Consider the following 16,571-nt stretch of genomic DNA (forward strand, 5'->3'; position numbering starts at 1 on the left):
TATGGTTTTTGTTTATTTATAGAATCAAGTATGTTTTATGTCTATTTCCAAGTCTGGCTGGAACATCTTGTGGCAAGTAGAATTTTATGAAATTTCCTTTGCTGTCAAATTCGCATAAGCCATTGATAATCCAATAACCTCCTGAAACATCCTTGCCACTCTTTGCTAATTCTGCTACTAGATATTTCATATGCAATTCATTATTTGCCAAGTAAACACCAGCATCTCTTGTCCACTGTTGCGCTTCTGAATAAGTTAGCATTTTACAATCACTACTAGCTGCAAGATAATCTCTTGCACCACCATTACCAACATAAAAGACCGTATAAATATTTCCTTTATGAGTTATTGACAGGCCTATGTGGTATTTTTCTGTTATATCAGCTAAATATTTTGCTTTCTGGACACCTGCTCTAAAGGCTTTCCTTGAATAGCTAGTAGCAAATGTTATACATGCACTACCTTTTCCAAATTTGTCTATCTGCTTATTATAATAATCATAAAACTTTTCAGCACAAATATATAATGCATATTTATTACCACCTCTTGCCATAGGATACCAAGGGTTTAACCTCTCATTTAAAGGCGAGCCTGATACTCTTTTTAAATCCATAACAATGACATCAAGAAGGAAATCTGACACATAACTTTGTTGACTAACATATTGAGTCATTGAAGAGCATCCACTCTTTTTAAGAACATAATCAAAATATGCTTTAGGGCTGAATCCAAGTTCTTCAAGCACATTTTTAATCTTGGTTTGTTCTAATATACTCCAACCGAGATCTTCGTCGGTAGTAAATCCCCACTCTGGAGCTCGGGAACCTACGATTGAGTAATATGCATATAATACCCACGTTTTACTATTATCCCTGGTTGAAGGATAACGCTTCACATAATCCTTTATTAACTGTGAAATAGCAGTTCTTAAAGTATTCGACTGAGTTTCTCGCCAAACTCGCATCATATACTCTGCAACATCATCATTGCCTTGTGATGCTGCCAGTTTAGCATACTTAATTCCTTGCACTTCACTCTTGTTCACACCTTTTCCTTCAAAAAACAAGATGGATGCCCAAAATTGTGCTGTAGCATTTCCTCTATCTGCTAAAGGACGTAGCTGTTTAGCTGCTTCTGTATACCTTCCCTGCTTAAGTAAAGACTCTATACTACTCAAAGACTGAGCGTAAATTGTAGTACAGTACGCCAATAATAGCAAAGTAATTATTTTCTTCATTGCAAACCAGTTGTTAATAGGTTATATTATAAAATTTCCAAGAGCCATTCTCTATTAGGTTAAAGCCATCGGAACCATTAGATGGTATCTGAGGAAATGATATTGTGAACTCGTATGAACCATTTCCATTTACCATTATTCCAGAGGGGGGCACACTATTTCCCGTCATCCTATAAGTTCTACCATTATATTCAACATGAGTATTGGGATTTATTGTCAGACGACGTGCGCCATTTGTATTATTACGATATTTCAACGTAATAGTAGTATATGACTTACCAACATCAATTTTAGTCAATATAACATCTGTAGCACTAGTTCGATATTTATTAACTTTGTAAAAGCCTGTCTTGGCCGACGAATTAATGCCAGAGCTATAAGCCCTGCTAGAATTATTATTTGTTGAGCTACTCTGAATCATTCTATTTATACTTTTTTCAGCACGCTCAAATATTTCTTTGGCTAAACAAGAACCTTGCCCCATAGCTAATTGTGCCAATGCATAAGCTCTTTGAGGATTGTTTTCATTCAGATAAATTTCGGCCAACTTAGCTTTTGCCCAAGCATGACCATTATCAGCTTCTTCAGCCCAATCTGTTTTAGTTTTGCATTTCTCTTCACTAATAAACTTTTCTAGTTCGTAGTATTTTGTTTTATAGTAATTACAATAAAGATAATCTGCATAGTCAAACATATCGGAGACTCCATCTTGTTCTGCTTTGTAGTTCCAATACCTTTCGCCAAATCCGGCCATATTCTTCATATTCCACTCATAATCATTATTCTTCTCAAACAATTCCCATCCTAGCTCTTCGTTCTTCGTAGTCCCCTTTCCCTCTAGGTAACAATTAAACAAACGGAAGCCAGTAAAAATAGCCACTTTCAAATCAGGAAATCGGTCAGTATAGCTCTTTAATACAGAAAAAGCTTTAATATTATTATTGGCAGAACTGTAATAATCATATAAAGCACATACCCCCATCTCATATCCCTGATTTGCAGATAACGTAGCATATTTTATACCTTGGTTCACATTCTTGGCAACACCCTTCCCCTCAAAAAACAGTTTTGCTGCCATATATTGTGCCTCAGCATTGCCTCCATCAGCAAGTGGCCTTAACTGTTTAGCAGCCTCAAGGTATTTACCCTCTTTTATGAGGGATTTCGCATAATTTACAGACTGGGCGCTGCCCATAAGGGGCAGTGCTGTCAACATGAATACTGTGAAGGACTTAATTAATGCTTTCATAAGAATCTAGGTTTTTAATTCTTACATATTCTGATATTCGCCTGTTTCAACAGGGATGTTCACAAAATCTATACGATTGTATACCAGAGTGATTCCCTTTGTTGTGCCCAAAGAGACTTTGCAAGTATACGAGAACTGAGCAGCATTTATATCAAAGTTCTTAATGGTGAAGCTGCCTTTAATTGCCTGATTAGGCATGAACTTAACTCGCTTGGCATATCCATAACTTGAGAAAGATTCTCCGTTGATGGTCGAAACGACATCAGCATTATTGCCGAATTTACCACTATACGAATTTCCTAAATCATCGTGAGCAGCAATATCTGGCATCTCAAACAGCAATTCAACTTCCTGATTAAATCCAGTGTTGGTCAAAACATAATCTACCTGTAGGGCAGAACCATTACGCTGGATGTTAAGCAGACGGAATGTCATACGATAATCAAAGAACTTGATGTATGACTGAGGATACTCCTGCCAAGGACGTACATACAATTGCTCTTCACTGTATTTTGGGCCTTCGTCTTTTTCCTCTTTTGAACAAGAGGACATTAAAGTTACACAAACTAATCCTACAAAACAAATTAAAATCATCGAACGACTAATTACTCTTTTCATCTCATTATAGTTTTTATATCCTGCTATTGCCCTATCACAAGACGTTTTTAAATAGCTATTGGTAACCCATAGAGACGAAAAAAGCGGGGCAACTACCTGTTACTCGTCCCGCAAACCTAGGCTCTAGCATTGCCATTCACAGTAGAACGAGCAACTCTAGAAGCCCACGCTGATGTATATAGCCTCCCCTAGCCCCATCAGGGGCGTGGGCTGCTTATAAACACCCTAATAGGCATCTATCGCTGCTTTGCTCTTTGACTGTGATTTTGAATTTGCTAGATTCGGTCTGCCAAAGACAAAGCGTCAGATAAACGCTTTTTCATCAATATGTCTCTCCAATTGCATGGAGTTCGGCTACAAAAATAAGCATATTTTACGAAATCACCAAATGTTTTAAAAGAAAAATGTGATTAAAAACAAAAAAATCAATTCGACTTTTTGCGAATTTCAAATATTTGTATTATCTTTGCACCCAAAATAGTAACCGTAATGGTAGTAACATTCAACGAGGAATATCTGGAGAAGCTCTATACTATGGGTGAGACTGGGGTTAAAAAACTCCGGTTTCAGCCACAGATAGTAAGAGGATATCAGAAGGGAATAAAATATCTGATACAGGCTAAGCGGAAAGAGGATTTGTTTCCCTTTAAGTCTCTTCATTTCGAAGCCTTGCATGGCGATAAAGAGGGGCGTTTCTCAATCAAGGCAAACGATCAGTATCGAATAGAATTCACACTGGAGGAAACTGACGATGAGCCCGTAGTAACGATATGTAATATAATGGAATTGTCAAATCACTATAAATAAATAAGGCATGGCTAAGAATAGTTTTTCAGCAGAAAAGATTGCTAACAACATGGCTTCATCGATGTTGATTCATCCTGGTGAGATGATTAAGGATGAGATTGTGGCGCGTGGCCTTACTCAGAAAGATTTGGCCCAACAGATGGGTGTATCATATACTGTGTTTAACGAGATTCTTAATGGCAAGCGTCCTGTTACTACTGAGTATGCCCTATTATTAGAAGCTGCTCTTGGTACTGATGCCAACATCTGGCTTGGTCTGCAGGCGGAATACAACATGCAGAAGATGAAGCAGGACAAATCGTTCATGTCGCGTCTAGAGAAAATTCGTAAGATAGCAGCAATATTCTAGCTTGCACCCCTGCCTCTAAATAACTGGGATACTGGGATTTGGGATGAGGTGATTGTAAACGGATGTTAAAATCAATGTCTTCAGATTTGGTTAGATTTGGTATAATCTGTGCTTTTATGGATGAGTTTGGTAAGTTTTGAACTGATTTGGCTACGATTTTGGGGCGATTTTGGGGTGGTGAGAAATTGGGCGATGATGGCAGAATGTGGTAAAAATGGGCGATTTTGTAAAGAAAAGAGAGCCGTAACTTCCTCGTGGGAAAGAATATTTTTCCTCACCTGAAAGATTACGGTAATCCACCTGAAAGTGACGTACTATCTATTCGAGTGTTTACGCATAAAAATCGTCACATATCCCAGTATCCCAGTTTTCCAAACGCACCTTGCCTCTTAGAAATACACATATCTTTATATAAATATACATATATTAACATTTATAAAAGGTTTATAAGGGGTCAGGTAGCTGAAAAAAAACTGGGACACTGGGATACTGGGACAGACGACATCTCAGCCCGAACTCGACGCGAAGACAAATTTCTCACGCGCAAGAATAAAAATAAATTCTCATCTTGTTGGCTAAATCGAAATTTTGCACTATCTCTGAGCTTCGCTCGAAGATAGGCTGCATCTCAGAAAAACTCAAATAAATTTGGTTTTTCGTTCGATTTGCACTATCTTTGCACCCAGAAAATAAGAAACTAAAAAATGATACAAACTCATCTGATGAAACTGGATCAACCGTATCCAGTACTTAATATGAAAGGTGTATTGGCGCGCCACGTGGCTACGCTGATTGAGATACACACCGTAGTAGACCGCAAAACGGGCGAGGAAACCATCAAAACCATAAGTCACCCTGTGGTGGATTATGGCGAAAACAACTATGCCGGCGTGGTGTATGAGAAATTAGAACTCGAAGACTGCGAGATATTGACCTCGCCACTGTCAATGCACGAGCTGCATTCAATCATCCACAATAATCTGAGCATGTTCAACCATAAGATATTCAATGAGCGCCCAGAATTTATCATTTGGCGTTTGCACCATCTTGGGCTTACCATCGATTGGCCTAAGAAGAAAGATGCCGACGGACTTGATACCGACGAAGATGAAGATCACATCGTAGTTCCAATATCGATGGGAAAGGCAGAAAGTGGCTGGTGGGCCGAGAGCAGTGCGCTATCGTTTTGTTTCGATGCCAGAGAAATGGAGAGCGATAAGGCATTGCTAAATTATATCCGCGAGATGCGTAGTGAGTATTACCAAGCGTTTAAGGATCGCAAATTCGATATCACCTTCCAAAATAGACAGCCCGAGGTTAAGTATCTGATAGATGAGCTAAACAACAATCCTCATCTCTAGTACATAATTATAGGTACGAGCGCGCGCGAAGGATAACGATGAATAGCCAGATAGACTTGCAATATCTGGTGGGTTACTGTAAGCAGTTGCCCACGTTTAGAGATGCACTCCCAATCATGATGTGTATAAAGGATTGGGGGATAGAGCATCATGCGCTCGATGCAGCAAAGCAAGCCGAATGGGAAGTTAGAGAGCATTTCAAATTAATGAACCCACAGCCCGATAACGACTTGCAGCAACAGAAGAAGCTGCCGCTTACTATTATAGAAACACCAGAAACACCTGAGTTCAAGTTCTTCCACCAAGTGACCGATGCCGACGCTACAGAATTCAAGGAGGTGCTGCGCGAGTGCATAGCCAAGATTAACACTAACGGCAAGAAGGAGTGGTTCTGCATCTACGCTGCCTGGCGATACTACCAGAAGGAACACGAAAAGACAGGCGGATTCGTGGATATGTTTACGGATATCGACGCACTGTTCCCTGGATTGCTGAAGAATGTGCGCAACGACCTGCCTGGCAACCGCCGACTGAAACCTTACTGCGACATGCTATCCTACGAATACAAGCTATGGGCTGTGGCCGATGGCAAACTGCCACCTATGCAGGTTTGGGCACACGAAGAGTGGATCCGACAATACAAAAACACATGGAAAACCATCCAGCACATGCAGGCCTTGGTGAGGGATTTTTACAGGGCTTTTGCAGCACTTTTAAGCAACAGATAATCTTTTTCATTCGGCAGGAATTCTAAATCCATTCGGCTCATTCGGCTACTTTTCAGCTCCTTATTCGGCTGGCCCAGAAAGGCCTCTGAATAGGGCGAAAAAACCCGTCCTCCTACCTATTTTATTTGTAACTTTGTGCTCAGAAACATTAATTTTTTAAGCGTATGAGCAGATTAGGATTTGGAAAGAACAACTTCAGCAAGGTAGTGCCTTGCACAGTTGAACTGTTGAACTCAGCCATTGATTCAGCAGAAGTAATGAACGTGTGCGGACAGATTGCCCGCAAGCTGGAGGCAGTGAAAGCTGGCCAGGCTACCCGCACCGAGTTTGACGACTACAAGACGGCGATGAAGAAGCACCTGCCTGTGCTGACTCCTCACGCCATCTTTAAGAACGGTGAACGCAAGAATGCCGAAGCCATTCCCTCTGGACTCTCGATGTACGACATCGACCACATTGAGAATCCCCGTGGTTACTATCACACAATGATAGAGGACCGGATAAGCGAACTGGGCATCAACATGGCCCATGTGACACCCTCGACCGAAGGGCTGCGACTGATATTCGAGATGCCTGCCGGCATGACGCTGGCACAGGCACAGAAGTGGATGTCGGAGCAGTTGGGCGACGAGAACTACGACGGCTCGGTGAAGGACTATGCCCGCTGCTCGTATCTCGTACCTCGCGCGTACATATTATATTTAGATGAGGAGGAGCTGCTGAAGGAGCGAGAGGTGAAAGCCGAAGCTGTGAAAACGGGAGCACAGACCCCAAACGAGGCAATGCCCTCAGCAACCGCCACTGTGCTACTCCCCTCGCCTGCTATCCTACAGGATTCGCCCGAACACCAGCGCAACCTGCGCATCTTCGACCTGGCAATGAAAGAGGCAGGCTTGAAGCCCGACGACATCGACGTGGTAGGCGTGCACAACTGGCACATTTCGCTTGTAGCCATACTAACCGTTGGCATTAGCCGCTTAATGAGTCAGCAGGCCATGATGGATGTACTGGCCACCCGCATGCCTAACTACTCGAAGGAGGCAGACTGCCAGCGACTGGTGGCCGACTTCTACGACAAGTACACCAAGGTTAACGCCCCCATGCCCATGAGCCTGCGCACCCTCTTCAAGCAGGCCCAGCAAGAGCAGAGCGCACCTAAGAAGCTGACGAGTCAACAGCTGGGATGCCTGCCCCCCGCAATGCCCGAAAAGATGCCTAAGCTCATCAAGCTGCTGTGCAGCAAGGAGCCCGAGCATCTGCATCCAGCCATCGCCCTCAGCGCATTCCCTGCACTCGGCTCCCATCTCTACGATGTACACTTCCTCTATGCCGACAACACCTACCACGAGGCCACATTCATGCACCACACGATGGCCAAGACAGCCTCAGGTAAGTCGTGCGTGAGCCGTGTGTGCGACTGCATCATGAGGGACATCCTGGAGCGCGATGAAATCAATCGCCAACGCGAACAGGACTACAAGGACGAATGCGCCAAGAAGGGCACCAACCAGCAGGCACCCGATCGCCCTGACGACCTGATAGTGCAGACCCTGCTGACGGATATCACCCCTGCCGCCTTGGCGCAGAAGGGCAAGGATGCCGATGGCCACTTCATCTACTCACAACTCGATGAAATCGAGCTTTTCGACCAGCTGGATGCATCTAAGCAGAAGCGACGCCTGCGAAACATCATCCAGTGCGCCTTCGATAACGCCTGGTACGGCCAGGAGCGCGTAGGCGAGAAATCGGTGACAGCACGATTCCGCTTGCACTACAACTTCAACTCATCGAGCACCATCGTTCGTGCGCAGGATTTCTATGCTCCCTTCCTCGCCGATGGTTCATTCAACCGCATGTCGTTTGCTACCATCATGCCTATCGATGACGAAGCCATCCCCAAGCACGGATTCTACGACGCCCGATTCATGGCCAGACTCAAGGTGTATATCGACCGCTTGGTGGCAGCTCAGGGCAACTACGACCTGAAAAAGGCGCAGGACCTGATTCAGCGCATCCATCAGGAGTCCATCGACACTTATCGCCTCTCGGGCGACGAGGCCTACTTCGACACCAGCCACCGTGCTGTAGTGCTCGCCTGGTTGCGCGCCATGGTGCTCTACATAGCCGAAGGCAAGTGGAGCAAGGAAATCGAGGAGTTTGCCATGTGGTCGTTCAAGTACGACATGTGGGTGAAGATGACCTACTATGGCGACAGCATCCGCAAGCAGATGGCAGGCGAGAAGGTTAGTTCGCATCGCGGCCCTGGCAACCGTCTGCAGTATCTGCCCGACGAGTTCACATTCGACGATGCACAGCGGCTGTTGGAACGCTTAGGCAGCGAGAACACCAACCCCAGGAAGATGCTGTGGACAGGCGAGACTCGCAAGTTCATCGAACAGGATCCTCTGACGGGCATCTACCACAAAACCGCCTACTACTTCGAAGTCTATCCCAAGCCGGTAGCCTGAGCAGTATCCCAAATCCCAGTATCCCAGTTTATCAGGGGTGCTGGGATTGCTGCAAAGGCAGTACACCACCGCAATCTCATGACATAAAACCAAAAAAACACACTTATTTTTCATTTTTCCGTAAAAAAATGCATCCGATTTAAAAAAAAACACTAATTTTGTACCGAATAAACATCGGACTCGCGAATTTCGACGAGGAAAGGTGTGACTATAAGAATTATTATTATTAACAAATATGTCAGAAGAAAAGAAATTAAGTTTAGCTGAAATCGAAGATTTATCAACTAACGAAGTAGAGGGAGAATCATGGTTCAATTTCCAGAATCTCTATACACTTTTCATCCTTAACTGGAAGTGGTTTGCAGTATCACTCGTTGTGTTCCTTGTCGGCGCTTACGTCTATCTTAAGTACACAAGCCCCGTCTATTCCGTATCAGCAAAGATGCTGATCAAGGACGACAAACAACAGAGCCGACGTGGTGGCGACCTGCTGGCCAACATGCAGGATTTTGGTTTTATGTCCAACTCGTCGGGTTTTGAGAACGAGATGGAGATCCTGCAGTCGCGCATCTTGGTGCGTGATGCCGTGAAAGACCTCAAACTCTATGCCAATTATTACAGTAAGGGTCTGGTCAAAGAGCAGATTGTATATGGCACCCAGCCTGGCATCGTGGATATCGATGAGACAAGCCTCGACAACATGGATAAAGTACTGCTCGAAGAGAGCCGCAGCATCGATATGCGCATATCTTCAAACGACGAGGGCATCAAAATTGAGGGAGCCCTGCTGAAAAACGGTGTGGTAGTATCAAACTTCACCTTCGAGCCCAAGCAACTCCCTGCTACCTATCGCACTGACTATGGTACCCTGTCGTTCAAGAAGAATCCTAAATACACTGCCCCTGCCGATGGTAAAATACCCGACTATAGAGTAGTGATCATGCCTCCTATGCAGGTGGCAGCAGGCTATCTGGGCAACCTCTCAGTAGCTGCTACCTCGAAGCAGACTTCTATCGCCCAGCTCACCTTCAACGACGCCAATGTACGCAGAGGTCTCGACTTCCTCCGCGCACTGGTTGTAAGCTACAACCGTCAGGCTAATGCCGATAAGAACGAAGTAGCGCTGAAGACTGAGGAATTCATCAACGACCGTATCAAGAAAATCAACGAAGAACTCGGACACACCGAGGGATCACTCGAGAAGTATAAGAAGCAGAATACTGTTACCAACCTGCAGATGGATGCTTCGCAGTCGCTCCAGATGTCAACCCAGTACAGCACCAAGCTGGCCGAGGCTAACTCGCAGATCCAGCTGCTCGACTATCTGCGCGAATTTGTGGACAATCCATCCAATCAGTATAAGATTATCCCATCGAACGTAGGTATGACCGATGGTGCTTCAACATCACTCATCTCGAGCTACAACAAGACCGTTCAGGAACGTAACCGCCTGCTGAAGGTGGCCAGCGATCAGGCTCCACAGGTAATCATACTCACCTCTACACTCGACGAGTTGCAGGGGTCTATCCGTACAGCGCTGCTTCAGGCACGCCGTACTGCCGATATCCAGCGCCGAGGCATTCAGAACGAGTATGCCAAGTATCAGGGCCGCTTGGGAAGCACACCTGAGCAGGAGCGCGTACTCACAGAAATCGGACGTCAGCAGGAGGTTCGCTCTGGTCTGTATCTGATGCTGCTCCAGAAGCGTGAGGAGAACAGCATCTCACTGGCTGCCACAGCCGATAAGGGTAAGCTGATTGACGATCCTCAGTCACTAGGACAGGTTAAGCCTAAGAAGTCTATCATCATGATGGCAGCATTCATCCTGGGTCTGGCATTACCACTCGGTATCCTGTTCGTTATCCAGATGTTCAAATACAAACTGGAAGGTCACGACGACCTGGAGAAGCTCACCAAGCTGCCTATCATTGCCGATGTGCCTGTGGCCAGCGATAGCGCCAAGACCGCCGCTGGTATTGTGGTTCACGAAAACAAGAACACCCAGATGGACGAGGTATTCCGTTCGCTGCGTACAAATATCCAGTTCATGCTCAAAGAGCACGAGAACACCATTCTCTTCACATCATCGGCCAGTGGTGAAGGTAAGACCTTCCTCGCAGCCAACCTGGCTGTATCGTTCGCATTGCTGGGCAAGAAGGTAATCCTTTGCGGACTTGATATCCGTAAACCTGCCCTGGGTAAGCTGTTCGATATCCAGAGTGAGCGCAAAGTTGGTGTTTCGAAGTTGCTGGCTGCCGATAAGGTAACACTGGATAAGATTAACGATCAGGTAGTGAAATCGGGCATTAACGACAACCTCGACCTGCTGTTGGCTGGTCCTATCCCCCCCAACCCAACCGAGTTGCTGGCTCGCGAGAACCTGAAAGATACACTCGACATCCTGAAAGAGAAGTACGACTATGTCATCCTCGATACAGCACCTGTGGGCTTGGTAACTGATACACTCCAGGTGGCTAAGTTTGCTAACGTATGCTGCTACGTAACCCGTGCCGACTATACACCTAAGACCGATGTCGGTATCGTGAACAGCCTGGCTCTCGAGCAGAAGCTGCCTAATCCATGCGTAGTACTGAACGGTGTAGATATGTCGAAGAAGAAGTACGGCTACTACTACGGCTATGGCACCTACGGTAAGTATGGTAAATATGGCCGCTACGGCTATGGCAGCTATGGCAAATACGGTTACGGTGGCTACGGACGCTATGGCGCTTATGGAAACTATGCCGACTCACGCTATGGTAATAAGGACGACGATAGCATCAAGAAATGACAATAGCAGTAGACTTTGACGGCACCATCGTTGAAAACAAGTATCCTGAGATTGGCGATGAGCGTGATTTTGCTACCGATACGCTGAAAATGCTTATCAAGGAGCGTCACCAGCTGATTCTGTGGACTTGCCGCGAGGGTAAACTGCTGGACGATGCGTTAGCCTGGTGCCGCGAGCGAGGCGTAGAATTCTATGCCGTGAATCGCGACTATCCAGAGGAGACCTTCGACAACAACCCCGTCTTCTCACGAAAGCTGAAAGCCGACCTGTTTATTGACGACCGTAACATTGGCGGGCTGCCCGACTGGGGCGACATCTATCAGATGATTACCCACAAGACGGGCCCCAACCCCAAAGAAGAACACCTCCGCAAGCCCAAAAAGCACTGGTGGCAGTTTTAAACCATACAAAGTAAAAATAAAAAAAATAGAGATATGAAGAAGTTTTATTATCTTTTTGTTGTTTTGGCAGTTGCCACTATCATGTCATCGTGTGGCAGCACTAAGAATGTGGCCTATTTCAAGAATAGCGACAGCATTGACTTCAGTCAGTCGCGACGTCTTTACGATGCCAAGATTATGCCTAAGGATCAGTTGACCATCACCGTCAACACCACCGATCCAGAAGTATCGAGTGCATTCAACCTGATCATGCAGAACGCCTATACCCAGGGACGTAACCTTAATTCTGGTGGTGGTGGTACCGTAATGCCCTATCTCGTAGACAATGAGGGTTACATCAAATTCCCCATAATCGGAGCCCTGAAGGTGGTAGGACTGACCAAGCGCCAGTGCGAAAGGATGATTGAAGACAAGATTCGTCCATATCTCTCAGAAAACGAAAACCCAGTGGTTACCGTACAGATGTCGAGCTACTCTATCTCAGTACTTGGCGAAGTGGCTCGCCCTGGTACATTCATGGTATCGCGCGAGGAGATCACCATCCTCGAGGCTCTGGCTCAGGCAGGCGACCTCACCATCTATGGTGTGCGCGACAAGGTGAAGCTGATTCGTAAGAATGCCGACGGCAAAAAGGAAATGCACACCCTGAACCTGAACGACGCCAACATCGTTAACTCGCCCTACTACTATCTGCAGCAGAACGATGTAGTATATGTAGAGCCTAACAAGGTGAAGGCACAGAACTCGAGTGTAGGTAGCATGACCACCCTCTGGTTCAGCGCAACCAGCATTCTGATCTCACTGACCTCGCTGCTGTACAACATCCTGAAATAAGACCATTTTTCATTATCTAATATCGAAGGTGCAGGCAAATTCATGCTTAGCACCTTCTTTTTTAGCCCGTTTACTCAAACGTTTACATAAGATTTTCGAGGGGTGACGATACATTGTTGGCGGAAAGTGCGTATCTTTGCAACTGATAACAAGAGAGAGAAGCAAGGAAGACCATACGACAAACTACGAATCGAATATATAAATGTAACAGCTATGAGTAAAGGATTTGTTATCGGAGACCGTTCGAAGGATGAGTGGATATCTGTTCTGGACACAGACAAGAAGAAACTCGAGTTTACAAGCCTTCTGGCCAGCGCCAAAGAATATCTGCAGGAAGAAGACGCGCAGATGGAACTGGCAGAAATCCAGAAAACTGGTTACTTCAGCGATCTGCAGATCTACTTGAAGGAGGATAACAAAGCGTATAAGATTGACGAATGCGACTGACTCATTCATGTAAGAGATGCAAAGAAAAACCCCGCTAAACAGCGGGGTTTACTTTTTGTGCCTTATCGTGCAGAATCATCCTTTTTCTTGAGCCATGTTTCACGCCTCATCTTAGTATCAAAAATCCACTTGACGGCACCTGGATGATGGCACAGCCATTTCACTATAGCAAAACCAAAGCCACTGAAGAACACCTTAGTAACCCACATCTCCTTACGCATCTTGCGGAAGATACCTGCATTCACCTGACGGAAGGGAATATTCTGCGTGATGGCTTTAGCAGCATTCTCAGCCGTTCTCATGGCGTCATAGAGTCCTTCACAAGTAGAGCGATTGGCAAATCCACCCGCATCACCTATCAAGATAATATGATCGTGAAGTGGATAGTCATTCGACAGGTAGATAAAAGCACCACGAGCCTTACCTTCAGGAACACCATTATCGTTCATCACCTTACGGAACTTGGCTGGCGTTGTAGCTGCATCGCCGAACCCTACAATATCGTATTCCTTATTAGGGAAACGATAGAAATAGCCGCCAATGCAGTAGCTTTGCGAGAGCGTAACGTCGATGCTGTTATCACCACTCTTCTCTACATATTGCTCCATCGCAAGAATACCACGGTCAGTATCAGGCTTCAAATAACGGCGCACAAAACTATTCGTGCCGTCGGCACCTACCAGATAGTGACATGCTATCTGCATTCCATCCTTCAACGTAACAAAAATCTGGCCATCGCGCTCTTCTATCTTGTCAGGTGCGCCCTGAATGAACTCACCACCATGATCCTGATAGTGCTTAAGCAACGCATGATCGAAATACTTACGCTGTACGATACGGATGGGCTCGTCAATGTCAAACTCGCAACGGGCTTGGTTGTCGACATTGAGCCGGATGTGTGACACGGGGTTATACTCGTAAGGAACCCCAGGAATGAGACGCTCAAGAAGATGCCACGTCTTGGATGTCAGACCACCTCCACAGATCTTATCACGTGGGAAAGTACAATGGTCGATGAGCAGACAGTCAACACCAGCCTTCAAGAGTAAATTCGCACAAACGGAGCCGGCCGGGCCGGCTCCAATAATCAATACTTCAACTTTCTTCATTTATTCTTTATCAAGTAGGATCTTCATCATCTGGATAGCCGAATAAGGAATCGGGGTGCCAGGACCAAAGATACAAGCCACGCCAGCCTTGTAGAGGAAGTCGTAGTCCTGAGCAGGAATCACACCACCAGCGGTAACCATGATATCCTCGCGACCCAGCTTCTTCAGTTCCTCAATGAGCTGTGGAATCAGCGTCTTATGACCAGCTGCGAGCGACGAAGCACCTACAATATGCACATCGTTCTCAACAGCCTGACGCGCAGCCTCTTCTGGTGTCTGGAACAGCGGTCCCATATCCACGTCGAAGCCACAGTCGGCATAACCTGTTGCCACTACCTTTGCACCACGGTCGTGACCATCCTGACCCATCTTGGCAACGAAGATACGTGGACGGCGACCTTCCTTCTCAGCGAACTCATCGGTAAGGCGCTTGGCCTCCTCGAAGTCCTTATCGTTCTTTGATTCTGAACTATACACGCCTGAAATTGTTCTGATTACAGCCTTATAACGACCTACGATCTCTTCGCAGGCATCCGAAATCTCACCCAGAGTACAACGCAGCTGAGCAGCCTTTACAGCCAGATCGAGCAGGTTGTTCTCGCTCTTGCGACCTTCCTTGAAGTCGCGTACACACTCAGTGATAGCCTTGAGTGCAGCCTGACAGGCGGCCTCATCGCGCGTAGAGCGAACCTGAGCCAAGCTCTCCTCCTGCTGCTTGCGTACAGCGGTGTTATCCACCTCAAGGATATCGATAGGATCCTCGTGCTCCAAACGGTACTTGTTGGTACCAACGATGGTCTGTACACCACTATCAATACGAGCCTGAGTTCGGGCTGCAGCCTCCTCGATACGCATCTTAGGCAGACCAGTCTCGATGGCCTTAGCCATACCGCCCAGCTTCTCAATCTCCTGAATATGCTCCCAAGCCTTGTGAACCAGCTCATTGGTCAGGGTCTCAACATAGTAAGAACCAGCCCATGGGTCAATCTGCTTGCACACCTTAGTTTCGTTCTGAATATAGATCTGGGTGTTACGAGCGATACGAGCCGAGAAGTCGGTAGGCAGAGCGATAGCCTCATCAAGCGCATTGGTATGCAGCGACTGGGTGTGACCCAGCACAGCAGCCATTGCCTCGATACAGGTACGACCTACGTTATTGAATGGATCCTGCTCGGTGAGCGACCAACCAGAGGTCTGCGAGTGGGTACGCAGCGCCAGCGACTTAGGATTCTTGGCGCCGAAGCTCTTCACAATCTTAGCCCACAACAGACGGCCTGCACGCATCTTGGCAATCTCCATGAAGTGGTTCATACCGATAGCCCAGAAGAACGAGAGTCGAGGTGCAAAAGCATCCACATCGATACCAGCATTCACACCCGTACGCAGGTAGTCCATACCATCGGCCAAGGTGTAAGCCAGCTCGATATCAGCTGTAGCACCAGCCTCCTGCATGTGATAACCCGAGATAGAAATAGAGTTGAACTTAGGCATCTTCTGCGAGGTATACTCGAAGATATCAGCGATAATCTTCATTGAGAATGCAGGGGGATAGATATAGGTGTTACGCACCATGAACTCCTTCAGGATATCGTTCTGGATGGTACCAGCCATCTCCTCTAACTGAGCGCCCTGCTCCAGACCGGCTACGATGTAGAATGCCAGGATAGGCAGCACTGCACCATTCATGGTCATTGAAACGGACATCTTGTTCAAGGGGATACCACTGAAGAGCACCTTCATGTTCTCCTCGTTACAGATAGATACGCCAGCCTTACCCACATCGCCCACTACACGAGCGTTATCGGGGTCGTAACCACGGTGTGTAGGCAAATCGAAGGCTACAGAAAGACCTTTCTGACCCGAAGCCAGATTACGGCGATAGAAGGCATTCGACTCCTCAGCAGTAGAGAATCCGGCATACTGACGGATAGTCCAAGGCTTGAAGGGATACATCATCGAATACGGACCACGCAGATAGGGAGGGATACCAGCTGTAAAGTCGAGGTGCTCCATACCTTCAAGGTCTTCCTTTGTATAAACTGGACGAACCTCGATGTGCTCTGGGGTTTTCCAGTTGGCCTCAATACCATTATCTTTAATCCACTTGGCACCATCCTGAGCCTTGATGCCTGCATAGATATCAATATCTTTAAACTGTTTACGCATAATTCA

General features: G+C 46.3%; 14 protein-coding genes. 9 read left to right on the forward strand and 5 right to left on the reverse strand.

What is annotated here, in order from left to right; genetic code table 11:
- Positions 1-16: 16 nt before the first annotated feature.
- The 3 genes from T495_RS0110545 to T495_RS0110555 are packed head-to-tail and all read right to left on the reverse strand — an operon-like array spanning position 17 to position 3,104.
- Positions 17-1,237 (reverse strand): sel1 repeat family protein, encoded by a 1,221-nt coding sequence (locus T495_RS0110545; RefSeq protein WP_033148627.1) that lies wholly within the window; start codon positions 1,235-1,237, stop codon positions 17-19.
- 13 nt (positions 1,238-1,250) lie between these two features.
- Positions 1,251-2,486, reverse strand: coding sequence for a tetratricopeptide repeat protein (locus tag T495_RS0110550; RefSeq protein WP_033148628.1), 1,236 nt, complete (start codon positions 2,484-2,486; stop codon positions 1,251-1,253).
- 21 nt (positions 2,487-2,507) lie between these two features.
- Entirely contained in the window at positions 2,508-3,104 is a 597-nt protein-coding gene (locus T495_RS0110555) for a hypothetical protein (RefSeq protein ID WP_155993581.1), read from the reverse strand.
- Between the two features lie 489 nt (positions 3,105-3,593).
- On the opposite strand from T495_RS0110555, the gene T495_RS0110560 reads away from it, so the two are divergent.
- The 9 genes from T495_RS0110560 (at position 3,594) to T495_RS0110605 (ending at position 13,290) form a co-directional block, all read left to right on the forward strand.
- A complete protein-coding gene (locus tag T495_RS0110560; protein ID WP_028903124.1) occupies positions 3,594-3,911 on the forward strand; it encodes a type II toxin-antitoxin system RelE/ParE family toxin in 318 nt (105 codons plus the stop codon).
- 7 nt (positions 3,912-3,918) lie between these two features.
- A complete protein-coding gene (locus T495_RS0110565) occupies positions 3,919-4,260 on the forward strand; it encodes a HigA family addiction module antitoxin (RefSeq protein WP_028903123.1) in 342 nt (113 codons plus the stop codon).
- 704 nt (positions 4,261-4,964) lie between these two features.
- Complete coding sequence (locus tag T495_RS0110570; protein ID WP_033148630.1) at positions 4,965-5,621, forward strand: hypothetical protein; 657 nt, start codon at positions 4,965-4,967, stop codon at positions 5,619-5,621.
- Positions 5,622-5,659: 38 nt separating this feature from the next.
- Complete coding sequence (locus tag T495_RS0110575) at positions 5,660-6,349, forward strand: hypothetical protein (protein WP_155993584.1); 690 nt, start codon at positions 5,660-5,662, stop codon at positions 6,347-6,349.
- Between the two features lie 164 nt (positions 6,350-6,513).
- Positions 6,514-8,817, forward strand: a complete 2,304-nt coding sequence (locus T495_RS15280) for a BT4734/BF3469 family protein (protein WP_051651997.1) — start codon at positions 6,514-6,516, stop codon at positions 8,815-8,817.
- 235 nt (positions 8,818-9,052) lie between these two features.
- On the forward strand, positions 9,053-11,608 hold the full coding sequence (locus T495_RS0110590; protein ID WP_033148632.1) for a tyrosine-protein kinase: 2,556 nt from the start codon (positions 9,053-9,055) through the stop codon (positions 11,606-11,608).
- Complete coding sequence (locus T495_RS0110595) at positions 11,605-12,009, forward strand: BT0820 family HAD-type phosphatase (protein WP_033148633.1); 405 nt, start codon at positions 11,605-11,607, stop codon at positions 12,007-12,009. The genes T495_RS0110590 and T495_RS0110595 overlap by 4 nt, the downstream gene beginning before the upstream one ends.
- 33 nt (positions 12,010-12,042) lie before the next feature.
- A complete protein-coding gene (locus T495_RS0110600) occupies positions 12,043-12,843 on the forward strand; it encodes a polysaccharide biosynthesis/export family protein (RefSeq protein ID WP_028903118.1) in 801 nt (266 codons plus the stop codon).
- 213 nt (positions 12,844-13,056) lie between these two features.
- Entirely contained in the window at positions 13,057-13,290 is a 234-nt protein-coding gene (locus tag T495_RS0110605) for a hypothetical protein (protein ID WP_155950052.1), read from the forward strand.
- A 62-nt stretch (positions 13,291-13,352) separates the two neighbouring features.
- On the opposite strand, the gene T495_RS0110610 is transcribed toward T495_RS0110605, so the two are convergent.
- Both T495_RS0110610 and scpA read right to left on the reverse strand, forming a co-directional pair.
- The gene (locus tag T495_RS0110610; RefSeq protein ID WP_081773266.1) at positions 13,353-14,399 is read right to left on the reverse strand and encodes an NAD(P)/FAD-dependent oxidoreductase; all 1,047 of its coding nucleotides are present in this window, start codon (positions 14,397-14,399) and stop codon (positions 13,353-13,355) included.
- Entirely contained in the window at positions 14,400-16,565 is a 2,166-nt protein-coding gene (scpA, locus tag T495_RS0110615; protein WP_028903115.1) for a methylmalonyl-CoA mutase, read from the reverse strand.
- Positions 16,566-16,571 lie beyond the last annotated feature (6 nt).

The organism is Prevotella sp. P6B1, from assembly GCF_000702825.1.
Classification (GTDB): Bacteria; Bacteroidota; Bacteroidia; order Bacteroidales; family Bacteroidaceae; genus Prevotella.